This is a genomic window from Arthrobacter sp. GAS37 (genome assembly GCF_044908325.1).
Classification (GTDB): Bacteria; Actinomycetota; Actinomycetes; order Actinomycetales; family Micrococcaceae; genus Arthrobacter; species Arthrobacter ramosus.
In genome coordinates this window covers 1-23,840 of record NZ_JBIYDB010000053.1, presented here as the reverse complement: position 1 = coordinate 23,840, position 23,840 = coordinate 1, and the positions used below count along the sequence as shown (strand labels likewise).

Annotated in this window: 22 protein-coding genes; 10 read left to right on the top strand and 12 right to left on the bottom strand. The window is 63.6% G+C overall.

Annotated elements, in window-relative coordinates; all coding sequences use genetic code 11:
• Positions 1–226 (bottom strand): transposase (locus ABH924_RS23050; protein ID WP_404502612.1); only part of this gene is annotated, 226 nt, incomplete at its 3' end.
• Between the two features lie 227 nt (positions 227–453).
• The gene (locus ABH924_RS23045) at positions 454–1,155 is read right to left on the bottom strand and encodes a FadR/GntR family transcriptional regulator (protein WP_404502610.1); all 702 of its coding nucleotides are present in this window, start codon (positions 1,153–1,155) and stop codon (positions 454–456) included.
• Between the two features lie 242 nt (positions 1,156–1,397).
• Between ABH924_RS23045 and ABH924_RS23040 the strand changes: the two genes are divergently transcribed.
• The 3 genes from ABH924_RS23040 to ABH924_RS23030 are packed head-to-tail and all read left to right on the top strand — an operon-like array spanning position 1,398 to position 4,785.
• Entirely contained in the window at positions 1,398–2,717 is a 1,320-nt protein-coding gene (locus ABH924_RS23040) for an MFS transporter (RefSeq protein ID WP_404502608.1), read from the top strand.
• Complete coding sequence (locus tag ABH924_RS23035) at positions 2,714–4,009, top strand: CaiB/BaiF CoA transferase family protein (RefSeq protein WP_404502606.1); 1,296 nt, start codon at positions 2,714–2,716, stop codon at positions 4,007–4,009. Before ABH924_RS23040 ends, ABH924_RS23035 begins: the two co-directional genes overlap by 4 nt.
• Positions 4,006–4,785 (top strand): enoyl-CoA hydratase/isomerase family protein, encoded by a 780-nt coding sequence (locus ABH924_RS23030; protein WP_404502604.1) that lies wholly within the window; start codon positions 4,006–4,008, stop codon positions 4,783–4,785. The genes ABH924_RS23035 and ABH924_RS23030 overlap by 4 nt, the downstream gene beginning before the upstream one ends.
• Before the next feature lie 493 nt (positions 4,786–5,278).
• On the opposite strand, the gene ABH924_RS23025 is transcribed toward ABH924_RS23030, so the two are convergent.
• The 4 genes from ABH924_RS23025 to ABH924_RS23010 all read right to left on the bottom strand — a co-directional run bounded on the left by ABH924_RS23025 (position 5,279) and on the right by ABH924_RS23010 (position 8,972).
• Positions 5,279–5,716 carry a hypothetical protein gene (locus tag ABH924_RS23025; RefSeq protein ID WP_404502602.1) on the bottom strand — a complete coding sequence of 146 codons (438 nt, stop codon included), beginning with the start codon at positions 5,714–5,716 and terminating at the stop codon, positions 5,279–5,281.
• Positions 5,717–6,159: 443 nt separating this feature from the next.
• Positions 6,160–7,047 carry a helix-turn-helix domain-containing protein gene (locus tag ABH924_RS23020; RefSeq protein WP_404502600.1) on the bottom strand — a complete coding sequence of 296 codons (888 nt, stop codon included), beginning with the start codon at positions 7,045–7,047 and terminating at the stop codon, positions 6,160–6,162.
• A gap of 364 nt (positions 7,048–7,411) precedes the next feature.
• Entirely contained in the window at positions 7,412–8,437 is a 1,026-nt protein-coding gene (locus ABH924_RS23015) for an EAL domain-containing protein (protein ID WP_404502598.1), read from the bottom strand.
• A gap of 313 nt (positions 8,438–8,750) precedes the next feature.
• Complete coding sequence (locus ABH924_RS23010; RefSeq protein ID WP_404502596.1) at positions 8,751–8,972, bottom strand: hypothetical protein; 222 nt, start codon at positions 8,970–8,972, stop codon at positions 8,751–8,753.
• Positions 8,973–10,135: 1,163 nt separating this feature from the next.
• Between ABH924_RS23010 and fliG the strand changes: the two genes are divergently transcribed.
• Complete coding sequence (gene fliG / locus ABH924_RS23005; protein ID WP_404502594.1) at positions 10,136–11,176, top strand: flagellar motor switch protein FliG; 1,041 nt, start codon at positions 10,136–10,138, stop codon at positions 11,174–11,176.
• A 459-nt stretch (positions 11,177–11,635) separates the two neighbouring features.
• Here the strand turns inward: fliG and ABH924_RS23000 are convergent, their stop codons facing one another.
• Entirely contained in the window at positions 11,636–12,250 is a 615-nt protein-coding gene (locus ABH924_RS23000) for a carbonic anhydrase (protein WP_404502592.1), read from the bottom strand.
• 303 nt (positions 12,251–12,553) lie between these two features.
• On the opposite strand from ABH924_RS23000, the gene ABH924_RS22995 reads away from it, so the two are divergent.
• Positions 12,554–13,354 (top strand): IclR family transcriptional regulator C-terminal domain-containing protein, encoded by an 801-nt coding sequence (locus ABH924_RS22995; protein ID WP_404502590.1) that lies wholly within the window; start codon positions 12,554–12,556, stop codon positions 13,352–13,354.
• Positions 13,355–13,430: 76 nt separating this feature from the next.
• On the opposite strand, the gene ABH924_RS22990 is transcribed toward ABH924_RS22995, so the two are convergent.
• Genes ABH924_RS22990 through ABH924_RS22975 form a run of 4 tightly spaced genes read right to left on the bottom strand, consistent with a single transcriptional unit; the run spans position 13,431 to position 17,514 of the window.
• On the bottom strand, positions 13,431–14,432 hold the full coding sequence (locus tag ABH924_RS22990) for a PDR/VanB family oxidoreductase (RefSeq protein ID WP_404502588.1): 1,002 nt from the start codon (positions 14,430–14,432) through the stop codon (positions 13,431–13,433).
• On the bottom strand, positions 14,429–14,977 hold the full coding sequence (locus ABH924_RS22985) for a hypothetical protein (protein WP_404502586.1): 549 nt from the start codon (positions 14,975–14,977) through the stop codon (positions 14,429–14,431). The genes ABH924_RS22990 and ABH924_RS22985 overlap by 4 nt, the downstream gene beginning before the upstream one ends.
• Before the next feature lie 32 nt (positions 14,978–15,009).
• Positions 15,010–16,182: a zinc-binding dehydrogenase gene (locus ABH924_RS22980; protein WP_404502584.1), complete on the bottom strand. Its 1,173-nt coding sequence runs from the start codon at positions 16,180–16,182 to the stop codon at positions 15,010–15,012.
• A 48-nt stretch (positions 16,183–16,230) separates the two neighbouring features.
• The gene (locus ABH924_RS22975; RefSeq protein WP_404502582.1) at positions 16,231–17,514 is read right to left on the bottom strand and encodes a Rieske 2Fe-2S domain-containing protein; all 1,284 of its coding nucleotides are present in this window, start codon (positions 17,512–17,514) and stop codon (positions 16,231–16,233) included.
• A 193-nt stretch (positions 17,515–17,707) separates the two neighbouring features.
• Here ABH924_RS22975 and ABH924_RS22970 point away from each other — a divergent pair, with 193 nt between their 5' ends.
• The 5 genes from ABH924_RS22970 to ABH924_RS22950 all read left to right on the top strand — a co-directional run bounded on the left by ABH924_RS22970 (position 17,708) and on the right by ABH924_RS22950 (position 23,537).
• Positions 17,708–18,538 (top strand): IclR family transcriptional regulator C-terminal domain-containing protein, encoded by an 831-nt coding sequence (locus ABH924_RS22970; protein ID WP_404502580.1) that lies wholly within the window; start codon positions 17,708–17,710, stop codon positions 18,536–18,538.
• A gap of 235 nt (positions 18,539–18,773) precedes the next feature.
• Positions 18,774–20,036, top strand: coding sequence for an MFS transporter (locus tag ABH924_RS22965; RefSeq protein WP_404502578.1), 1,263 nt, complete (start codon positions 18,774–18,776; stop codon positions 20,034–20,036).
• A 59-nt stretch (positions 20,037–20,095) separates the two neighbouring features.
• Positions 20,096–21,352 carry an MFS transporter gene (locus tag ABH924_RS22960; protein ID WP_404502576.1) on the top strand — a complete coding sequence of 419 codons (1,257 nt, stop codon included), beginning with the start codon at positions 20,096–20,098 and terminating at the stop codon, positions 21,350–21,352.
• 1,494 nt (positions 21,353–22,846) lie between these two features.
• Positions 22,847–23,200 (top strand): hypothetical protein, encoded by a 354-nt coding sequence (locus ABH924_RS22955; RefSeq protein ID WP_404502574.1) that lies wholly within the window; start codon positions 22,847–22,849, stop codon positions 23,198–23,200.
• Between the two features lie 10 nt (positions 23,201–23,210).
• Positions 23,211–23,537 (top strand): hypothetical protein, encoded by a 327-nt coding sequence (locus ABH924_RS22950; RefSeq protein ID WP_404502572.1) that lies wholly within the window; start codon positions 23,211–23,213, stop codon positions 23,535–23,537.
• A gap of 81 nt (positions 23,538–23,618) precedes the next feature.
• Here ABH924_RS22950 and ABH924_RS22945 read toward each other — a convergent pair.
• A partial coding sequence (locus ABH924_RS22945) for a helix-turn-helix domain-containing protein (protein WP_404502570.1) occupies positions 23,619–23,840 on the bottom strand: 222 nt, incomplete at its 5' end.

Below are 23,840 nucleotides of genomic sequence, written 5' to 3'. Positions count from 1 at the left end.
CCGCCGCATCGCGCCGGCCATACCCGAGATGCTCGGTCAATTCCTCGTCCAGCGCGGTCTCGATGACGGTCTTGGTCAGCTGCTTCAGCAGCCCATCCGGGCCTGTCAGCGCCAGGCCCTGCTCCTTGGCCATCCTCACCAGCTCACGGGCGGCATCAACCTCGGAAGTCTCTGTCAGTTTTTCAACGGTCTTGGTACTCGGCACAGCCTCAAGTGTCGCGGCCATATCGGGCTCCTCCCCGCCAGGCTCACCGCCCGGCGTGTCGAGCCAGATACACCGCTATTTACACAGTCCCGGCTTCCAAGAACGGGGCCTCGGAACTATTCGACTCAGCTGATGTTGGCACAGTCAGGGGCCAATAGACCCCTGACCTGCGGAAACACTGTGACCGAGGTGGGACTCGAACCGCATTCCAACCCTTGAAAAAACAGCTTGGGGCCCGCGGGCGATCGCTACCTGAGTAGATCGACGTCGGAGACAAGCTCGATGTGCGTCAGCATCGCTTCCGCTGCAGCCTCGGGGTCCTGGGCACGGATCGCATCCGCTATCTTGCGATGGGAAGCGAGTGATTGCTCGGGCCGCCCCGGCTGGCCCAGGGACTCCAGGCGCGTTTCGAGGATCATCTCGGCGATGAAGGTCATGAGCTGGGCCATCACCGATGAATGTGCCGCAGCCGTGACCGCCTGATGGAATAGTTCGTCGCCGTGCAGGCCTTTGCCTCCGTTGACGATCTCATCAGCCATCACCTGCAGCGCCGAGTCGATTGCCTCCATCTCGGCGTCGGTGCGCCTGACCGCGGCGAGTCCGGCGAGTTTGACTTCGAGGGTGCTTCGGGCTTCGACGATCTCGGGAAGCCTGCTTCTGTGTTCCCTGAGGCTTCTTATCACGGTGGCGATGCTGGGCCGGTATACGAGGACGGCGCCGGTGCCGTGCTGCACGTCGATGACGCCCAGAACCTCCAGTGCCACGAGTGCCTGGACCAGTGTGGCCCTGGATACTCCGAGCCGCTCCGCCAGATCCCGTTCGGCCGGCAACAAATCACCCGGACCAAGCTGGGCAGACTCGATATAGCCAAGGAGCTGCGTCACGAGCTGTTCGTACAGGCGGGGCCTGGAAACACGCGCCAATGGATCAGATGGTGCAGTCTCGCGCACTCATGCCTCCTCACATAGTCCTCTGAGTAATAAGAATACACGGAGGAGCATTGACAAGGTGACTCACTGTACTAGAGGCTAGTCCAGTGCTAATGTAATCAGCATCACACCAGATCTCCTGTCCCGGGCAGCCCCAGCGGCCCGCCCACGGCGAACTCGATGAATTCCCCTGAGACGCATAGCCACAACCCCAACACCCCCAGCGGGCACCACGCCCGGAACATCAGACCAATGGAGCGATGATGACTGTTCAACAAGTGACCCGGGAGCAGGCCGTACGGCGTGCCACGGTGGCCAGCGTGGTTGGAACAACAATTGAGTGGTACGACTTTTTCCTCTACGGAACCGCGGCTGCCCTCGTTTTTCCGCAGCTGTTCTTTCCGGGCCAGTCTGCTTTTGCCGGCATTCTGGCGGCCTTCGGCACCCAGTTTGTCGGCTTCGTGGCACGTCCGGTCGGTGCTGCGATCTTCGGTCACTTCGGTGACCGCATCGGCCGCAAGACCACGCTGATGGCAACGCTGTTCCTGATGGCCTTCGGCACGGTACTGATCGGACTCCTTCCCGCGTATCAGAGCATCGGTGTCGCCGCTCCTGTCCTGCTGGTGCTGCTGCGGATCATCCAGGGCATCGGCGTCGGCGGGGAATGGGGAGGATCCGTTCTGCTCAGCATGGAATGGGGAAACCAGCAGAGACGGGGCTTGTCCGCCAGTTGGCCGCAGATGGGCGTTCCGCTCGGCCTTGTTCTGTCCACCGGAGTTGTGCGTCTGACCTCCGGTGTCACGGGCACAGAAGGATTCGCCGCTTTCGGCTGGAGGATTCCCTTCATTCTGAGCATTGTGCTGATCGGCGTCGGCATGTTCGTGCGGCTGCGCGTCGTCGAGAGCCCGGAGTTTGAGGCCGTCCGCACGTCGAACAAAGTGGTCAAGTCCCCGATTCTGGAGGTCATACGGCGCCAGCCGAAGCAGATCCTGCTTTCGGCCCTGCTGCGGACTTCCGAGCAGGCCCCGTTCTACCTGTTCATCACCTTCGTGCTCACGTATGCCGTCAAGCATCTGAAGCTCAACAGCAACTCCATTTTGGATGACACCCTCATTGCGGCTGCACTGGGACTGATCAGCATCCCCGTGTTCGGGCGGCTCTCGGACCGCTTCGGCCGCCGCCGCGTGTACGGGACCGGCATCGTGCTGACCGCGCTGTTCGCTTTCCCCTACTTCGGCCTGCTCAACACCGGGAATGCGCTCCTGGTCGGAATCGCCGTCGTCGTGAGCCTGGTAATCCACGATATGCAGTACGGGCCGCAGGCAGCACTGATTGCCGAAAGCTTCGACCCGGACATCCGCTACACCGGTGCGGGCCTGGGCTACCAGCTCGCCAGCGTGATAGCCGGCGGCCCCGCACCCCTGATTGCCGCCGCCCTTCTGGAACACTACGGAGATTCCACAGCCATCTCGATCTACATCATCATCTGCACCGTCGTCAGCATGGCCGCCCTGATCCTGCTCCCCAAGGCCGTACACGCACTGGCCACCACGACCCCGAAAGCCGTAGGAAACCACGCATGAGCATCCAAGAAGAGAGCCTCCGGGACACGAGTGCCCGCAGCGGCGGTCCCCAGAAACCAGCACCGGACCTGATCCCCCTCACGGCACCCTCCGGGGAGGCGTCCGGCGGAGCCCTGACAGATTTGTTGGTGCTGGACCTGACACGGATACTCTCGGGCCCCTTCGCCACCATGACCCTGGCAGACCTCGGCGCTGACGTGATCAAAATCGAACAGCCCGGTCAAGGCGATGACACCCGCCAGTGGGGCCCGCCCTTCCAAGGTGAAGAAGCTGCCTACTTCCTCTCCGTCAACCGCAACAAGCGCAGCCTGGCCGTTGACCTCAAGTCAGCCGAAGGCCTGGCCGCTGTACGCCAACTGGCCCTGAAAGCGGACGTGCTGGTGGAGAATTTCCGGCCCGGGACCACGGACCGCCTCGGCCTGGGCTACGAGGAACTCTCCGCGCAGAACCCGGGACTCGTTTACGCGTCCATCAGCGGCTATGGACAGACCGGCCCGGATGCCCTGCGTGCCGGTTACGACGCGATCGCCCAGGCCCGGAGCGGCATCATGAGCGTGACCGGCGAAGCGGACGGACCGCCGGTCAGGGTCGGCGTCAGCAGCGCCGATCTCGTCGCCGGCATGTGGGCGACCATCGGCATCCTGGCCGCCCTGCACGAGAAAAAGCGCACCGGGCGCGGCCAGTGGGTTGACATCAGCCTGCTCGACGGCTCCGTCTCCTGGCTGACATACGTTTCCAGCGGATACTTTGCCAGCGGCGAAACGCCCCAACGCTACGGCTCGGCGCACCCCACCATCGCCCCGTACCAGGCATTTGCCACCGCCGATGGGTTCGTCATGGTCGCCGTCGGAAACGACAGAATGTGGAGGAGCCTCACTTCGGCCCTGAACCGCGAAGATCTAGCGGCCGACGAACGGTTCGCCAGCAACCCGTCCAGGGTCGCGCACCGCACCACCCTCATCCCCCTCCTCGAGGAGATCATGCTCACCCGGACCACCGACGAATGGGTACAGGCCCTGGACCTGGCCGGCGTGCCCGTCGGCCCCATCCAGACCGTCGACCAGGCCCTCAAAGACCCCCAGGTCATCGCCCGCGGCATGGTGGCAGAGCTGCAGCACCCCACCGTAGGGGCAATGAAAATGGTCGGATGCCCGGTCCGGCTCACCCGTACCCCTGCATCGATCAGGACGGCCCCGCCCCTGCTGGGCCAGCACACGGATGACATCCTGTCCGGGCTTGGCTTCAGCACAAACCGCATAGCTTCCCTGCGCGAAGCCGGTGCAGTCCAATGACCTCACCGAGCCCGGCAGAGCTGGACACCATGACCCTCGACGACTCCGGGTCCGTCGCGACCCTGACCATCGGAACAGGCCAACGCTTCAACGCCCTCGGACAGCAGGAATGGGAAACCCTGGAACACGCAGCCGCCTCACTGGCTGAACACGAAGCGCTCAGAGCCGTCGTCATCCGCGGCCGGGGAGGCGTGTTCTGCTCCGGCTCAGACCTCAGGGAATGGGAAGGCGCCTCCCCCGACGCTGTCAGCGCCAGCTTCGCCGGCATGGAAGCGGCACTACAAGCCATCGAAGACCTTCCCGCCCCCACCGTCGCCGCAGTGGAAGGCTTCGCGACCGGGGCAGGATGCCAGCTCGCACTGGCCTGCGACCTTCAACTCATGAACCACTCCGCCAAAATCGGTATGCCCATAGCCCGGCTCGGCCTCCTGGTGCCGGCGACCTTCGCCAACCGGATGTCACTACGGATCGGCCCATCGAGGACCAAAGACCTGCTCTACGGAGGACGGCTGCTCACCGCCCAGCAAGCCAACGACATCGGCCTCATCACCACAGTGGTAGCCGACGACGACGTCGACGCGGCACTAGGAGAACTCCTCACCCGCTGGGAACCTCTATCGGCCGCATCATTGCGGGCATCCAAAGCCGCAGTGGACCTCGGGCTCAGCCCGGTCGCGCACCCCGCCCGGCACACACCACAAGGCCCCGCATCCGACCCACACGAATTCGCGTGGCGAGTGAACTCCTTCCTGCACCGCCACAGCCCGCGACGCTGAGGCAGGGCGCGCGGCGGGGGGTTCCCAGCCGAGCGCCCTGGGTCCCCCGGGACGGCAGGCCGAAATTTGCCTCGGAAAACGACCACACGAAGCTGGCAAAAGCTGTAACGCGTTCGAACATCTCCTCGTTGGGTAGGTGGCGATGTGCTTGGCGAGGGTAATGGCGGGCAAGACATGTGAATTCCTATACGCGAGCAGCCCATGAGCCTCCGCGTCCTTGAGGAGCAGGTCTTTCGCGACATCAGGATCTGTAACCCGATACCCGTTCAGTGCCATCGTTCGGAGCGCTTCTGTTTTTCCAGCGCCAGGAGGGCCCGCGGTTACCACTACTGCTTGCCCGTCAACTGAGACGTCGTTCTGACGACTCATGTAAGCCTTCGCTGTACGGACGACAGCCAGATCATCAAAGTAAGCGACCAGTTGGGTCGGCGGTTGATTTAGGGCTCCACCTGGCGCGTATAGCTCTGTGAGCGCGAAATGCACTTCTTCCCGTTTAGCGGCCAACAGCCGCCCTGACCTCATTGAATTCTGTTTCAGTGAGGAAGCCCCGAGCCACGGCCGTGACGACTTGATCCCAAGTTCCTGGCAGCCGTCCTTCGTGTGGATATCGCGCTTCTTCCCCAAAGGTGTAGGTGACCCCCTTCAAGTCAGCGACTAGCTTCTCGCGTGGCGTGTCGTATGCAAACGCGCGAAGAATTATTTCCTCGGGATCAAGATCGAGATTTCCGTTGCGGCGTTCGATCGCCTTCAGCATGCGATGAACCTTGGCCTGGCTAGTTACCAGGATCTCGGCAATGTCTCGTTGGTTGAAGTTCCGCTTTGCCACGTTCTGAACCGCCCGAAGCTCATCAAGCAAATCCACCCGCTGCCGGGCCTGACGCTGTAGCGCCTGATGATGCATTGCAGCCAGGCTGCTGTCCATGGTTATCATGGGTGCTCCTCTCCCATGCTTGCCAGTCTAGTCGGTTGATTCAGCGTGAATCAACCGATGTGCTTGAGTTCCAGGTTTGCGACACCGCCTTCCAACCTTTCCGGCACGATCGAGAGAGCGTATGGTGACTGCATCCATCCCGACCACCGAGGCGTTCATAGGTTTTCAGCTCCCCAGATGTCGACGCGGAATGAGCACCATGAGTTCGAGGCTGTTTCAGTGCGAATCGCCCGTCGCCGCATCAGCTCAAACATTCTCCTCGCCACCGGACCGGTAAGCGAAAGAGGCGAGCTGGGCCAAACCGTGGAGACGGCAGACGGCAGACGCCGGAATTTTCCTCGCCGGGATGACCGCAGACCTTGACGAAGTACGGGGCATGAGCACAGAACTGATCCGCGAATTCGGGAAGGGCTGCTGCTAGGCCAGATCCTACCCCCGCGTATTCACAGCCCGATCAGCTTTCTGAGTTCAGCTGCTCGAATTCGCAGTACTTCCGGATTCTCCTGGACATCTCTAAGAGAGATACCGGTGGACTCTCTGACAGCGCGCCGCATGGCTGGGAGGCTTGTGAATCCGCTGGCGTTCGCTATGTCCGTCAGGGAGCGTTTCCACGGGTTTGCGTTGGTGAGGAGCTCAAAGGCCTCCAGGGTCCTCAGCGCGCGGATGTATCCGTTGACTTGGAACTCTTCTTCTTCGAAGAGGTAGTAAAGGGCGCGGCGTGAAAGGAACGAGTAGGCTACAACCTCGTCCACATCAAGGGCCCGGTTCCGGTAGTTCTTGCGTATGAACTTCTTGATCTCCACGAGGCGGGCCAGTTTCAGGTCACCGGGTTCAGCGGGGGCTTCGAGCAGCGAGCTGACAAGGGCCGTCATCATGGACCGGAAGACCGGCTGGAGACGCGGCGCCTCCTGGCCTATTCCCGTCCGCTGCCAGCCGGACAGCGCCGGAAGAATCAACCCTCGCACCAGAGGGTTTTCCGTGATGTCGGCCAAACCCTGCAACCGTTTCACTGTTTTGTCGTCCAGTCCCAGCAGGCACGGGTCGAGTTGGAGCCGCACCGCGCTTAACCCGGCCGGCGCATGGAAGTTACCGGGGGAAGAAAGATCAAGAAACCTGACGGTGCCAGCAGAGATTTCTTCGGACCGTCCCGAGAAACTGAACTCAGGACACGGACTTCGGAAATGCACTAGCCAGTCCCCGGCAGACGTATCCCCATTCCAGTAGCAAGCAACGGGTTCATTCGTGACGTCAACAAGGCTGAACCCAGGACCGTCCAGGCTTAAAGCGGTTGGATTGAAACCCGGACGTACTAGTTTCTCGATTTTCTCCAACCGTACGGGAGTGTCAATGGCGCTGCCATACCAGGTGCGCCAGTGTTCGAATTTTTCCTCGGAGCTCAGCCCGGGGGGAACACTGTAGCGTGTTGTCTGGCCATGCGGTAACGCGTCCGGAGCGCCGGCGTCGACGGCCGCGGGAAGCGTGAATTCCATGGGATTGGGACCTTTCGGCCGGATGAAAAGCGATTCAATGTGCCGCATATATGCGACGGAAGTCATCTACGTTATACGGAAGATAGCTTAGGTGCTCGACATAGAGCGTCCTTGCTTCCTGCACCCTTGCAGCTTCGAGGGCGAACCATAGCGGAGACTATGCAAGTGCAGCCGGAAGGCATGTCGTCCCACCGTCTTCCAGGATCTAGGTGTCCTGGACGTTGGCCCGGCCATCCGACCAGTTATGCCACTGGGCCCAGTCTTCGGACCGGACTGAGGGCCTGCCGAGGAGATAGCCTTGGCCAACGTTCATGCCGAGCTCGGTGACTGTGGTGAGTTCTGTGTCCGTCTCGATTCCTTCGGCGATCAGGGCGGCGCCGATTCCTGTTGCAAAACTGACCATGGCCATGCCCAGGACCCTCTGGCCGGGCTCGGTGTCGATACCGGCGATGATGGTCCGGTCAAGTTTGATCAGCTCGGGCCTGAGTTGAAGGATGTGGCGCATGGAGGCGAAGCCGGCGCCCGCATCGTCGACGGCGACGCGCAGCCCGGAGTGTCGAAGGCGCACCAGCGCTGCGGCGAGTGGTTCGTAGTCAGCGACAGCGGAGCGTTCGGTCACCTCCACCACAACGCGTCCCGCGGGCACGCCGGAGCGTTGCAGTATCTCGCCTAGCCGGGAGTCGAGGCACGCAGCGGGTGAAAGGTTGATGGCGATGTACAGGTCGGCCGGGAGCTTGGCCGCGGCCAGGAGCGCAGTTTCCATCGCCAGGAATTCAAGATCCGGACCACGCCCGATGGAGGCCGCGTCGGCGAACCACGTCTCCGGCGATCGGACCGGTGAAGTAACAAAACGCGTAAGGGCTTCGGCGCCGATGACGGAGCCCGTGCCGAGGCAACGGATCGGCTGGAACGCCGTCATCAAGGTCCGGTCGGTGAGTACGCCTTCGACGCGCGCCCTGACTTCATCAGCCGCAGGGCTGCCTGCCGCACGGCCGTCCGCCGGGCGGCCTATCCCCGCCTGCGCCCTTTCATCATGTTGTTCCCGCAGAAGACGCCAAGCAGCATGCAGGACCACGGGAACCAGCAGTACTGCCCCAAGAGCGGGGACAACGGCCGGTCCGTCGAAGCCCTCACAGGGTTCATGGCCGAACACCATCGGCAACCGAATGGACAGAGCAAACGCAGCGTCGGCACACGCAACAACGAGCAGCCACAAACCGGCGGGAGACAACAGACCGCGTTTAACGTCATCCGCTGAAGCCCGGAGTAACCCCTTCGGATGCCGGCGGGCAGATGAGCCGTTTAACTTCCGCATCAACGCGCCGTCCGGACGGCTCCGGGGCCGACTGATGACGGCATGTCAGCGCTCCTTCCGGAGTTGATTCCTGATTCGGCCCAAGTGCGTCGTACCGCGGCGCTGCCCGCCTCAGGTGCCGCATCCCTGCACTGCGTCACTATCGTGCTCCAGTCGCCCGCCAGCACCACCGTCCAGCCCGATCCCATTGTTACTCTCTGCGACCAGGGGTTCTCGCTGCAGACAGACGTCAAGCGTGCTCTCGTTCCTGGGTAATTCCGTAAGGGACATCGGCGCTCACAGCCACGGTGAAGCACGCGGGCCCGTGCCGCGTGACGAGGATGCCATGCTTGCCCTCCCCTATGGCGTGTTGTTGGACTAATTCGACGGCCGCGTTCAGGTCCGCGTTTACGGTACGTACCTCGTCTCCCGTGACGCGATAAGTACGCCCGGTCTCGGTCGTCGTGATCACTCTGCCGTTCCTACTCTCTGTGGTTCTTGGGAACCGGTCGACTTGCCGCTCTCTCGACTGGATTCAGGCGCCCAAGTTGGGCTTCAACAAATGTGCGTGGCTTCGAGGGCTCTCCGTATCCGGCACCGTGCTGCCCGGAAGGGGCCGACGAGACCAAACAAATTGCTATTGGTCGAGCCTGCATTCAGAACATTCATAGATCGGATTCCAAGTGAACCCGAGGAAAGGCAACGACTCCCGTTTCCATCTCTTGGAGGCTCTGAAGATCAGCTTCGTAGAAATCCTACGGCCGGCTACGTTCGGTGAAGGCGGCCAGGAGGTCCATCCCGTGCAGACTTAGGCGATAAGCCGACCAATTCGTGCACAAAGGAGCGAATTGTTTGGGACTGACCGTCCAAAACGAAATCCTGAGTTTGAATAGTGAGGTGAACTTCGGCCCTTCCCAGACCGGCTCTTCGGCCCTCGCTCAAGGGCGCCCTCCCGATCTAGGGAGGGAGGTCGCTCATTGCGATTATTGATGGGATGGCGGTCGCCAGCTTCCCCGGCCTCCACGAACCTGTCGCGGGCCGGAACGCTCAGGTACGGGACGCTCCTATTGAGCTAGTCGATCCGGGAATCTGACATCTGCGGCCAACGCGAATCGAAAGGCATCCAGAGCATCCTCGCGCGACTCCAACCCAGCTTGAGGCCCCACCACATTCCAGGAACACGGCTCCCTCACCGGCCGCGAGATCCACATCATCCTGGGCAAGTCGCATCCAGTACGCGTCGGCCCCATAAGGTAAGGCTGCAGCTTGAGGGGCGCTGGACCTGGACGGCGTAAAGCGCACGAAAAACGCAAATGCAAGACGTCCGGGCCGCAACTCATGAAATACCAAATCGGCTCACCACCACGATTATGGGCCATATCCGGGACTTCCGTCGGGACGGCACAACGGAGAATCAGGCGGTGTCAGATAAGTCTCGGGCGACAAATCTTGAAAATGAAACCGGTCTTGCGGTGCGGAAGCTCAGCCCCGTCGCTGCCGGGGCGTCCCGGCATTCTCACAGATCAGTGTCAGTGCAGGCACCTAAAACATGAAAGATTGGAAAACTGAAGTGGCATTCGTTGCGATTGGCTCCTCCCGGGATTGCACACCAGACCGCGCCCCCCTGCTGAACGGGTGGCTCAGGTGAATACTGACCTCGCCCCGTCAGTCCCGGCTTTGAGCGGTGCGCAAAAAGCTGCTGTGGTTCTCATGCAGATGAGTCCTAACAGCGCTGCTTCCCTGTTTGCACAGTTTTCTGAGTCCGAGGCCGAGGAAATCGCCGCAGAAATCGTGCGGCTCCGCAGAGTCTCTTCCTCCGTGGCGAACACAGTAATCGATGAGTTCCATGAATATGTCGCCAGTGGCCGACGCACGGCACGCGGTGGACGCGACTTCGCTGCCGGCCTCCTGGAAGCATCCTTCGGCGCCGACAAGGCCGCAGGCCTAATGGACCGGCTTGCTTCGACCATGGCAGGAAGATCGTTCGATTTTCTCGAACCCATGTCTCCGGAACAGATACTGGCGCTGATTGACGGGGAGCTTTCACAAACCATGGCCTTGATCCTTGCGCACCTTCGGCCCAGCAAGGCCTCAGCCGTCCTGGCCGGCCTAGACGACAGGCAAGCCAGCGAAGTGGCACGCTGCATCGCGACGATGGGGCCCGTGGCACCCGAAGTCGTGTCGATCGTGGCCGAAGTCCTGAAACAGCGCGCCGGTTCGGTGGTATCGCCAGGGAAGTCCGCCGAAAATGTCGGCGGCATTCAACCACTTGTGGACATCCTCACCCGCTCTGATACCCGGACTGAGCGCACGGTCCTGGACGGGCTGGATATCCTTGATTCCGAACTCGCCGGTGAGGTCCGCGCCCAAATGCTGACGTTCAAGGACATCGTCAGGCTCGAACGGCGCGATCTCCAGCAGATCCTTCGTGGCGTCAGCCCGGAATTGCTGGCGACCGCCCTCAAAGGCGCTGCGGCCGTCGTCCTTGAAACCGTCCGAAACAATATCTCCGATCGGAACAAAGAAATCCTGGAATTCGAAATGGCCAATTCGGGGCCCGTGCGGGCCTCGCAAGTCGAAGAGGCCCGGGCGCAGATCGTGCGCTCCATCCGCGAGGAAACCTCCAATGGAACCATGGTTATACGACGCGCGGACGAGGAGGACTACATCGACTAACTCGACCGGCATATTCCTAAGCTCTGTCCTATTGACTCACCGGAGTTGGAAAAACACCACGACGGCGTTGCCAACGACATTGAGACCTCACAAGAGGAAGCGGTGATGTCCTCAAGTGACGCAATCTCTAGCTGATCAGCGGTGCCGTGCCGGCAATCAAAGCCGAGGCGACCTGTGAGGCGAACCGGCCCCGGAGTAGCGTTTGTCGGTGCTGAACATTTTCGCTGGACCGTGACTGCTGGACGCTGACCATGTCGTGGTCGGAGATTGTTCACGTAGAGGGCGGCGGCGATGACACCGACAGGGATGTCGGTCCCAACGCCGCCGAAGAGTAGCCGCTTCAAAGACATCGACGGCCCCCTCGTGTAGGTTCAGCCGCAGCCATGCAAACAAGCTACGCGCCCGGACCCGACCAGCGTAGTCGTTGAGGGCAGTGATGCCAGCCTGGCGCCTTTCCCTTTAGACCAGGCCGGATTCCGAGATGAGCTGCGCGCGGCCTTCTTCGAGCCGGTACGCGACGGCGATCACGGCGGTGGAGGAGTCGTTCACAGCCGAGGCAATCACCTGGGAGCTTTCCAGCAACCGGTCCACGGTCTGCCTGGCGTGCTCGACGACCATGTCGTTGACCTCCGTTTTATCCTCCCGCAGCGACGTCAGCACCGAGGGGGTAATGCGTTCGACCAGATCCCGGATGAAGCGCGGAGGCATCTGCCCGGTCTCCACTGCGTCCTTGGTGGCGGTGACGGCGCCGCAGCTATCGTGTCCCAGGACAACGATCAGCGGGACATTGAGCACGGAAACGCTGTACTCGAGGGAACCCAGGACCGCGTCGTCGAGCACATGCCCGGCCGTGCGGACCACGAAAGCGTCACCGAGGCCGAGGTCGAAGATGATCTCCGCGGCCAGGCGGGAGTCCGAGCAGCCGAAGATGACCGCGAAGGGGTTTTGGGTGTTCACCAGTTCGCTGCGCCGCGACGCGCCCTGGTTCGGGTGAAGTGCGCCTCCGGAGACGAAACGCGTGTTGCCTTCACGCAGGCGATGCCATGCCTCGGACGGGCTGATCGTATTAGTCACCCTACTTACTTTACGACGCCGCCCAAGCGTGCATGGACGCCGTCCCGCGACACGGGCTGCTCCGCCCCTGTGCTGGAAGTGTGCGGACGGCTCCGCGGGGCGCTCTGGCTGCCGACTAAAGCGACCGAAGTCAGAGAAAACCTGGCCCTCTCCCCTGATACGAGGCTCTCTCGATGGGCTAAAAGCTTGCCAACTGGGCAAAGGCTTCGGGGTGTGTAAGGGCTAGTGGTGGATCGGCGTGAGCTCGTTGAACCAGCAGCCCGCCTGCAGCCCCACGCGCCGCTGATGAGATAGATTCGAATAGTGCCAAGCCTCCCGGAGACCGCCTCCCTTTTGAAGAAGAACGACCCGGACCATGTCGAGGCGCTGGCCCGGGGCTTGTCTGTGCTGAAGGCCTTCAGCGCCCAAGACAGGCCATTGTCGGTCTCGGATGTTGCCGAGCTTGTCGGGATTACCAGAACCGCGGCGCGGCGTTTCATTCTCACCCTGGAATACCTGGGTTATCTGTCCTATGACGCCAGTGGCTATTCCCTGCGGCCGGCAGTGCTCGAAATCGGGGATGCCTATCTGCTCAGCCACAACCTGCTGGCGGTGGCTCATCCGCACCTCGCGTCGCTGGTGCAGGAGGTCGGCGAGACAGCATCCTTAACGGTGCTGCACCAGGGCCGGGTGATCTACATCGACCGGGTCCATGCCGACCGCGTCCTGACCGCCAACATCATCATCGGTACCAGCCTGCCCGCCTACGCGACGGCGACCGGCCGCGTCCTTCTCTCCGGGCTCACCGACGAGGGGCTTGATGAGTATCTGGAATCGCTGGTGCCGGAAAGCCTGACCGGCAATACGGCGGTCGACGGCGAGGTAATCCGGAAGAGAATCACCTCGGCACGGGAGCAAGGATGGTCGTTGGCCGACCAGGAGCTAGCCGAGGGGCTGCGGTCCATCGCGGTCCCGGTACGGGATGCGGGTGGCGGCATCATCGCGGCGCTGAACGTCTCGGCACACGCGACGCGCGTGAGCGCCGAAAGCCTGCGCGACACTGTTCTGCCCCGCCTGCTGACGGCGGCAGCGGCCGTCGAAAAGGACTTCGCCGCCGACGGATAACTCCGCCGACGACGATCGGCCGGCCCACATCTACTCTGAGGCTCGGCATGGGCAGCCTGCTGTCCTCCGGTCCGGCTCAGGCGTCCAGCACCAGCAGCGGCGTTTTGGACCGGCCGACGCACAGCATCATGGTGTCGTTCTTTTCACGGTCCGCCTTGCTGAGGATCGTGTCGCGGTGGTCCGGAATTCCGGCCAGCACCTTGGTTTCGCAGGATCCGCAGAAGCCCTCCTCGCAGGAGAAGAGGATCGAGGGGTTCGCGTCACGGACGACGTCGAGCAGGGTGCGGTCCGCAGGCACTTTGAGGACGCAGTTGCTCTGCTTGAGTTCCACCTCGAATTCCGCCAGGCCCTCATCCGTCGTAGTGTCCTCGGGGCTGGCGGCCCTGGATGCGGCATCCCCCGCCGCAGCGAGAGAAGCTGCGGCGCCGAAGCGCTCGAAGTGCATCGCGTTCGCGCCGAGGTGGCGCTCACATGCCTGCTCAACGGCGCGGATAAGCGGCTCCGGCCCGCAGCAGTACACGGCAGTCCCGGCCGGCGCGGCTGCCATGGCGCTCTCCAGGTCTGCGTAGCCGCATTCATCCTTCGGAATGATGCTCACGGTTCCGCCGAGCCCTGCCAGCTCGTCTACGAAAGCCATGGACCGCCGGGTTCTGCCGCCGTAGAGGAGTGTCAGTCCGGCGTCGCCCTGCGCGATCTGCCGGGCCATGGCCAGGATGGGCGTGATGCCGATGCCGCCGGCGATGAGCAGGTAATGCTGCGCGGGTTCGAGCTCAAAGTGGTTGCGCGGCCCCCGGAATTGCAGCAGGCCGCCGGTGCGCACGGTCTCGTGGATTTCACGGGATCCGCCGCGGCTGTTGGGATCGTTGAGCACCGCGATCCGGTACTTGGTCTTTTCCATAGGATCCGAACAGAGGCTGTACTGCCGCACGGCGCCCGAGGGCAGGACGACGTCGATATGCGCCCCGGGGGTCCAGGCGGGCAATTCCCTGCCATCCGGATGTTCCAGGACCAGCGACAGGACGCCGTCGGATTCCAGGCGCTGCTGGCGGACCAGCAGTTCGGTGGTCCCCGTGCTCATGATGCTCCCCTTCCGGTGCTCTCCTCGGTTGATGCGGTTGCCGCACTTGCTTCGGTTGCGGCCAGATCAGCCTCCGACTTGCGGCGTCCGCCCTTAAGTACGTCAATGAAGGCCATGGCCAGCCCGACTTCCCGGACGGAGACGAGCATGTCCAGTTCCCGGCGCAGCACTGCCATGGCATCGGCGCCCTCGTCGTCTTCCCAGTTCCGCTGGTCCACCAGGACCCCGGCGAGGAGGACGCCGTTGGCGCGGGCTGCCCCTGCCACATTGGCCACGAAGTGGGCGGGCACCTGGGGAAGGTCGGAGCCGAGCAGGATCATCATGTCCGCGGAGGCGGCCAGATCAGCGACGGTCTCCGTGATTTCGTTTCCTGCGGCGTCATGGATGTCCCGGACGGACGCTGCGGACTGGCCGGCGTCGGTGACGATGCGGATATTGGTGAGGCTGCCGGCCGCCATGGCCTCTACCAGCGAGTGGCCGGAGGCGCCAAGCGGGACCACCAGGATCCGGGCTTGGTAGGAGAGTCGTTTTGGTGCGGAGGTCATAGGGGTTCCTTATCTGTGAGGCGGAGAGGAAATCAGCAGGGCTGGGGCCGGATGACCACGTGCGGGCTCACCGGGCCGTTGCCGGTGGCGAGGCGGTCGAGCATGTCGCCAACCTCCTCCAGGGGCACGTGGGTGGCGGGGACCAGCTCAAGCCCCGAGGCGCCGGCGGCGAGGAGATCGATGCTCTGCCGCACGGCCTCGGGTGAGCGGCCGCGCACCCCGGTGATGGTGTTCGCGCCGCGGATCAGCGCCTTGAGGTCCACTTCGGAGACCGGGACCGGCCCGAGGCCTGCGAGGACCAGCCGCCCGAGTTTGCGCAGCGTTCCAGCCGCGGCGGACGTGACCGCCCTGCCCAGCCCGACAGTGTCCAGGATCAGATCCGTGCCGTGGCCGCCGGTCGCAGAGTCGATCAGGGCTCCCAGGTCCGCACCGTCGTCGTTAGCAACAGGCACAGCGCCGAGGGCTTCGGCGATCGCGAGCCGTTCGGACGAACGGCCGACGGCGATGATCTTCTTTGCCCCCACGGCCCGGGCCGCGGCCACGGCCGCAACGCCGTGGTAGCCCGGGCCGATAACAACGACGGTGGAGCCCTCGCGCGCACCGCCTGCGTTGATCGTCCAGTCCACGGCGTTGGCAAAGGGCTGGGTCCAGGACGCGAGGTCCGGATCCAGATCCCCGGGCAGCCGGTGAACGATGCTGTTCGCGTTCAGCTGCATGTACTCGGCGTTGCCCCCGTACAGGCCGGACCCCTCCTCGGCCGAGATCAGCCCCACCCTGCGCCGGCCCTTCCATAGGTCCGACTCCGGGCACATGCGGTAGAGCCCAGGCATGGAGCATGCTGCACAGTCGGCGCGCTGGCACGGCAGGTACTCCTCCAGTGCCACCAGGTCCCCCACTGCCACACCCCAGACCAGCGCACGGTCCGGATCCAGCGCGGTGATTCGGCCCACCACATGGTGCCCCATCACCGTGGGCCAGTCCAGCCCTGCCCGGTAAAGGCTGACATCCGTGCCGCACACGGCGGATGATTCCACCCGCAGCCAGCCGACGGCGCCGATGGCCCCGGCGGTGTCCAGATACCGGACCTCGGTCGCCGCCTCGGGCAGGGAAACAGCGGCCCGGACCCGGTCCGGGTGCCCCCGCAGCGGACCGACAGCGGTTCCGGGCTCGGCCAGGGCAACGGAGATGGAGTGGTGGTTCTTCACGGCAGGTACAGCCTCTTCCAATAAGCGGTGTGAACGGGGTTTGACGGACTAGATGGAGACGAAGTTCTCACCCTCGACCACGATGAGCGCGTCGCGGGCGCCCTCATGGAAGGGGGTTTCCTTGGGCAGCAGGACGGAGGCGGAACGGACCCGCTGGTCCTCCACGGCCATGCCCGGCAGCGTCTCCTCATCGAGGAGGTCAATGGCCGCGATCAGGCGGCGGCGCGCGAGGATGATCGCCGCGTCCGAGGTGCCCAGACGCTCCTTGGTGCGGTCGGCAATGCTGCCCATACTTTCCTGCAGCGAGAAATCCTGCGCAGCGATCCCTTCGATGCCGGAGAAGGACTTCTTCTCCCGCTGGGCCTCACGGTCCATCAGATAGTCGTTGGTCTTGTTCGCCAGCGTCCGGTAGGTGCCCGGAATGTACTTGGCGTGGATGCCGTCGCCGTTGCGCATGGATTCCAGCTCCGCCTCGGTGAGGTCCCGGGTGGGGTGGTAGTTCCAGCTCCAGGCCCAGCAGTTTTCGTCGTCGATCGGGATCCAGGCGTGTCCGCCGAGCGGGTTGTGCGTGCCGAACGGAGGGATGATCGTGTAGAAGGGCATGATCCACTGCGTGATGCGCCAGTAGTACTCATCGTCGTTGGCGTTGCGGCGCGCGCCGATCAGCAGGCCGCCGTCGCTCTCTACCACCTCGAACTTCGGACGGGTGTCCGCCTTGAGGTACTTGTTGCCTTCGGTGCCGGAGTGCATCGGATCGTCGTCGAGGTTGAAGCGGTGCGCGAAGGAGACGTGGCTGGAGTCGATGCCGCCCTCCATGGCCTGCATGTGGTTGGTTTCCTGCAAACGCTTGGAGATGAACCGCTGGCCCTCCCCGAGCATGGCCCATTCCAGTTCGGGAAGTTCGGGCTGCTGGTCGGCCGGGCCCATGTAGGTCCAAATGACCCCTCCGCGCTCCACGCAAGGGTAGGCCTTCTGCTTGATGCGTGTCTTGAACTTGGAGTCCTCGGGCTCGGACGGCATGTCCACGAGGGTTCCCTCGACGTCGTACTTCCAGCCGTGATAGGCGCAGCGCAGGCCGCATTCCTCGTTGCGTCCGAAGAACAGCGAGGCGGTGCGGTGGGCGCAGAACTCATCAAGGAGGCCCAGCCGTCCCTTGGTGTCACGGAAAGCAATCAGCTGTTCCCCGAGCAGCTTTACCCGCACCGGCGGGCAGTCGGGCTCCGGCAGCTCTTCCGCCAGTAGCGCCGGAATCCAATAGCGTCGGAAGAGCCGGCCCATCGGCGTATCGGCTCCGGTCTGGGTCAGCAGGATGTTCTGTTCTTCGGTCAGCATGGATGGCCCTTTCAGGAAGATCGGTGGAACGGCAGGCGCGGCATACGTTCTGCAGCGTCGGGGGAAACGTCACAGCGTCCGCATGCCGCGCAACTGCGCGTCGTGTAGAACTGTGACACCGCTTACCCCGAGGCGTCAAGCCCGCCCCCGGTACACTCGATCCAGCGATCCCCGAACCGAAAGAGTGCACAGAATGCGTCACGAAGGCTCCGCCGTCTCGGAAGACCCCACCGGAGCCGGGCCCCGGGGGGCCCGGCCCAAGGATCTGGTCCAGTCGCTAGAGCGCGGCATCGCTGTGCTGACCGCATTTGACGCCGACCACCCCACGATGAACCTGACGGAGGTGGCCAAGCGCTGCGGACTCCCCCGGTCCGCGACGCGCCGCTTCCTGCACACTCTCGCCGACCTCGGCTATGTCACCGCCTCCGGACGGCAGTTCGAGCTCACGCCACAGGTCCTTGAGCTGGGATATTCCTACCTGCCCAAGCTCTCACTGGCCGACGTCGTGCGGCCCCACACGGAGCGGCTGGCCCGAGCGCTGGGCGCCTCCGTCTCGGTGGCCGTGCTGGATGGCGGAGACGTCCGCTACGTCCATCGGGTGAATGCGCCCAGCGCCCTGGCGGTCTCTATCAGGGTGGGATCGCGGATCGCCGCCCACCGGACGGGGCTGGGCCGGGTGCTGCTGGCATCACTGCCCGCGGCGAGGCTGGCCGCCTATCTGGAGGATTCGGGGCGCGCCCACGGCGCATACCAGCTCGGCCCCGCCGAACGGAAAGAGCTCACGCTCGCACTGGAGGCCGTCCGGGAGCAGCGCTGGAGTTATGTGGACCAACTACTCGACGTCGGCGTCCGCGCTGTCGCCGTCCCCCTCTACGCCCGGGACGGCTCCGTCGTGGCGGCGCTGAGTGCGTCCTTGCACAGCGCGGCCCTGCCGCAGCGGGCCATGATCGCCGAGTTCGTCCCCCGGCTGCAGGAGTGCGCTGCGCGAATTTCCCTTGAGCTTCGGACCGGGATCGAATCCTGATCCAAGACAAAGCGTCCGCTGTGCGCGCATTAAGTCTCTAAATGGACGTTTTTCTTGCGTGAGGTGAATCACCGTTGCTAGATTCGCCATTGCGGCGCCAGTACGGGACCACGGGGACGACGAAGCCCCGCGAACCACCTCCACCGTCGGAGACAGCCCGGAACGGTCGCATATCCTCCGCACAAAAGCGCCTTTCCACGCTTACAGTGCCGCATAGCTGACAGGAAGTTTCGACGTGACAACAGCACTGAACCCGTCCCTCTCGTCCCCACCACGGCTCCGCAACCCATACCGCTGGATGGTGCTGTTCCTCTGCTGGTTCGCTTTCACCATGACATCCGTGGACCGCTCCGCGTGGGGGCCGTCGTCGGTCTTCGTCGGTGAAAGCCTCGCGGTTCCCCTCGCCAGCTTGGGAATCTTCGCCACGACCTACTACATCGGATACGTCGTCTCCAACGCGGGCGGTGGATTCCTCACCGACAAGATCGGAGGCCGGCACCTGATCACCATCTCGATGATCGGCGCTGGCGCCTTCATGATGGTCTTCGGTTCGACCACTTCCGCCGTCATAGGCATCGCCGTACAGGGCGTGGTCGGCTTCTTCGCCGGTGCCGACTACGCCGCCGGAATCAAGCTCCTCTCCAGCTGGTTCCGTCCGGAAGAACTCGGGAAGGTGATGGGCATCTTCACTTCCGCGACATCCTTGGGTGTCGTCATCGCGAACTTCGCCGTGCCGTTCCTGATCGCCCACTTCGGTTGGGGCGCTTCCTACCACCTCTTCGGTGCCATCTCGATAGTTTCCGGCATCGTTTGCCACCTCATATTGCGTCCCGGCCCCGTTGTTGCAGTCGCTGCCAATCCCGCTGGCAGCCCCAAGCGCCCGTCGTCATGGCGCACCCTCTCCAGCAACCGCAACCTGCTCCTCGTGGGCCTGGCCGGATTTGGCGGGTTCTGGGGAACCTACGGCTTCGTGATCTGGTCCAACGCCCTCATGATCAAAGGACACGGCGTTGCCCCGGCGACGGCAGGCGTGATCGTGGCGCTATTTGCCGCCCTAGGCGTGTTAGGCAAACCGATCATCGGGCTCGTGGCCGACCGGTTCAACGGCGCCCGCAGGGTGCCCTCGATGATCGTGCTAGGTGGATTCGCGGTGATGCTCGTGGTCTTCGGCATGCTGGACAGCGTCCCGGCGTTCCTCATCGCAGCTCCGCTGCTGGGACTTTCCGCCTATTGCTACCTGCCGCTGATCGTGGCCCTGATCCCCCGGCTCGTGAGCAGCGAGATGGTCGGAACCGCCGCCGGACTCACCAACGCACTCTGGCAGGTTGGCAGCGTCTTGGTGCCGATCGCCGTCGGAGCTGTTTTCGCCGCGACCCACAACTCATTCATGGCTGCCCTCGGCACTCTCGCCGTGGGCCCGCTCATCGGAATGGTGGCTATGTACTTCGTCAACGAACGCCCCGACGAGGTCAAGGTCGTTGTCAGGGCAGAGTCATAACGGCCAGGCCGCAGCAGAAGCACCCGGGGGCCGGGCTGCTGTTCGTACTCAGTTGCGCCATGGGCGTCGGACCGCTCCTGATATATGGGCTGAGCGCAACCAGCAGCCTCGTCATCGACAGCCTGAAGATAACCCCCGGGCAGTTCGGGCTGCTGGCAGCGGTCTGTTTCCTGGCCGCCGGGGTCAGCTCGGGCATTTTCGGCCGCTTCAGCGACCGGATGCGGGGCAGGACCCAGATCTGCCTGATTTTCGGCGGCGCTGCGGCGGCGATGGCGCTGGTTGCGGTGTCCGGCAACTTCCTCTGGCTGGTGGTGGCCGTGGTGCTTTCAGGTGCCGCCCAGGCCCTCTCCAACCCGGCCACCAACCGCCTGGCGATGGACCATGTACCGGCCCACAAACGCGCCGGCTGGATCGGGGTCAAGCAGTCCGGCGTGCAGGGCAGCCAGTTCCTGGCCGGAATCGCATTCCCGGCCGTCGCGCTGGTGACAGGGTGGCGCGGCGTCGCCGGACTCAGCTGCGCCCTTGCCCTGGTCCTGCTCATCGTGGCCTGGCGGCTGATTCCGACGTCCGCCGGCCCTGCTGCTCTGCAAGGCAGGCGACCCCCAGCACCGTCGGGGGACACGGTACCGGAAGGATCCACCACTTCTCCAAAGGTGGCCGGCACGGGACAGGGGGACCGGGTGCGTCTGCCGGGCGCCGTCTGGGCCTACGCGGCTTACGCCCTGCTATCCGGTTTCGGCATCCAGGCGACCAATGTGTACCTCCCCCTGTTTTCACAGCGTGAAGTGGGTTTCTCCCTCGTCCTCGCGGGGCTGACGGCGGCAGTTGCCGGCGTCATCGGCGTGGTGTCCCGCATTGTGTGGGGGCAGCGGATCATGGGAAAGGGCAGCCCGTTCACGCTGTTACTCACTCTGGGGCTGGGTGCCGCCGCCGGCGCGGCCCTCCTGCTGGCGGCCGGCCTAACGCAGTCAGCCGTCCTGCTCTGGTGTGGGGTGCTGCTGCACGGGGCCATGGGTCTCGCGATCAACGTGGTGGTCATGGCGGGCATGATGCGCGATGTCCCTCCCGGCGAGGTGGGCGCAGCCTCCGGCCGGGTGGCGGTAGGGCTGTATCTCGGCTTCGCCTCTGGGCCCCTGGCCGTGGGAGGGCTGCTGACTGCCTTCAACGGCTTCATGGCTGGATGGTGTGTCGTGATTGGGGTCTACCTCGCCTGCGCGCTGCTCGCAGCGCTTACTCGTCATCGGATGCCGGGAAGCCCCCAAAGTTGGAGCCGCACCATCCTCAACAAGGCAGTCGCCCCACAAGCCGCGCCCTGAACCCAATCCACCATGTGTGGGCCCTGATTTCGTTCACGGCCCGGGGAGGCGTCCATCGCCGAGCTCGGTGTATAGGTGCAGAAGGCCATGGACGCGGCAGGTGGATCATCCGCGCATCCGGGTCCCAGTCGGTGGTCGAGAGCAAGCATTGCATGCCATCCGGGGTGCCGTGCCCGGCGCGTTCAGACAGGGTCCAGGAGTTTTTTCGTTCCTCATCCGAAAGCAGTCCCCGCACAAACCCACAGCATTCCGCCGTGGTTCAGACCGGACAAACCGCGACCAATAAGATCGCCGATTTCCTCCAGACCTTCGGCCCACTCTTCTACGTCCGCCACACAAATATCATCACTCACCACCAACGATTAACAGGCCCCGAGCGGAAAGTCCGATTAAAACGCAGATGCAGCCTCAGTTAAACGCGACTGTAGTATTAGACCGGCCCGCGCGCCTTCGTTGGCTCACACCGACGCCTCGTCCCCAACGTCCTGGACGAAAAGAGCGCGTCCTGGAAGCTCACCGCGGCGCGAGGGCCACCCTTGCCGTGAGGACCAGACTGCTCAGATCACGTCATGCCTCATCCTTCCCGAGCGACCACAAAGAACCGGAACGTGCTTGGCTGTTTGTCGTTCTGATGCTCCATGATCGGTGGGCGGGTCCTTCACGCAACCAGGGCGCCACGCGCCGGCCCCTCCTGCCCAGCAGTGGATCCTCTATCAAAACGCCGCCCGAATATGACAGACGCGCGGTGCATAAGCGGGCAGTCGACGCAGAAGGCCCATTGAACAATAAGGCAGCTGAACGGCGACGTCCAAAAGGACATTGCCTTTGCAAGCATCGGCCAGCAGGGTCGAGGCCATGTCCAACTCTCGGGGCCACCGGACCACCGGGCTGGCGGCAGCCCAACGCGGGGCCCGAACACATTTGAACACGGGCTTGAGGCGGATGGGATGGCACACGTGACCGGCTCACGGCCCGGGCTCTGGATGCCCAAACCGCGCCTCGACCACGGATCCGGCCCACCCAAGCGGTAACAAGTCATGTAGCCGCTTGCCCAGCCCACCATGAAGAAGCAAGAACATAGACATAACGCCCAACACAAGGAAAGAGGCACCCGGCCGCGCCAACGGCCACCAACAAAAACGGCCCCGAAGGGCCCATAAAAGGCTGATTTGTGCACAGTCAGCGGGCCAAAGGCCCCCTGACCTGTGGAAATACGTGCCCAAGGTGGGACTCGAACCGGCTTCCGACCCTTGAAAACGGTAATACTGGAAAAGGTCTTGAGCCGGCGTGACTCAGCAAAAAACTGACGTGCTTTCCGGCACTGTCTTACCGACGATCTGTCTGCGGGCTCAAGGTCCGTCAAAGGGGTGTTGAGCCAGGCGGACATGACTTCATAGGCGCCTGATTCGACCAGTCCCATTACTGTTTTGTCTGCCTACCTGGCCCACGCCCTGTTCAATCAGCCATTGATCTCGACTGGGGGCAACTTCCATCTTGGCAACCGAAACAACCAACGTCATCGCCGGTACCGACACACACCACGTGGCCGTCATCAACGAACACCGCAAACCCCTCGCGGACAAAGAGTTCCTGGCCGTGGGCTCCGGATACCGGAAGATCGTGGAGTTCATCACCAGCCACGGCACCGTGACGGCCGTAGGTGTCGGAGGAACCGGCTCCTACGGGGCCGAAATCGCCAGGACCCTGCGCGGTGAAGGTCTGTGTGTGCTGGAGGTGAACCGCCCAAACCGGGCCGCGCCGGCTGAAGGGCAAATCCGATCCGCTGGACGCCCATCAAGCCGCTCAATCGGTACTCGACGGCCGGACCAGGTCGGTCCCGAAGGCTAAGGACGGTCCCGTGGAATGCCTGCGAATCCTGCGTGCCGGGCGCACCTCGGCAGTGAAGGCCCGCGCCGCGGCCGTGGCGAAACGCACTGCGGAGGGCAAGAGCAAACGGGAAATCATGCGCTGCCTTAAACGCTACGCAGCCCGGGAAATCTACCGCCAGATCACCAACCCCCAAGCAGCCCCAAACAACACCAACCTGCGCCAGCTACGTACCACACTAGGTCGCACCATCACGACCGCAGCCCGCGAACTCGGCCAATGGCCATCCAAGATTTCGCTCTTGGAACGGGGCCTCCTTCGATCGACGCCCTCGCCACGACCTACCGTCAATGGCTGACCGAGCAAACAGTCCAAACCGGCCGTCGCGCCGCCGGTTTACCGGATCCGGCGGGTGCGTGTCAGCGGTGAGTCGGGGACGTCATTGGATGAAGGACGGCTTGGTGGTGGCGAAGCGCGTCCGGTATTCGGTCGGCGTGATGCCCAGGTGCCGGCCGAAAGCGCGGCGGAGGGTTTCGTCGCTGCCGAACCCGCTGCGCTCGGCCGCGGCGGTGATGCTGTGGCCATCGAGCACCAGTTGCCGGGCCCGGTCGAGGCGGACCCGTTCAACCCAGCGGGCCGGCGTGGTGCCCAGCTCCGCCTG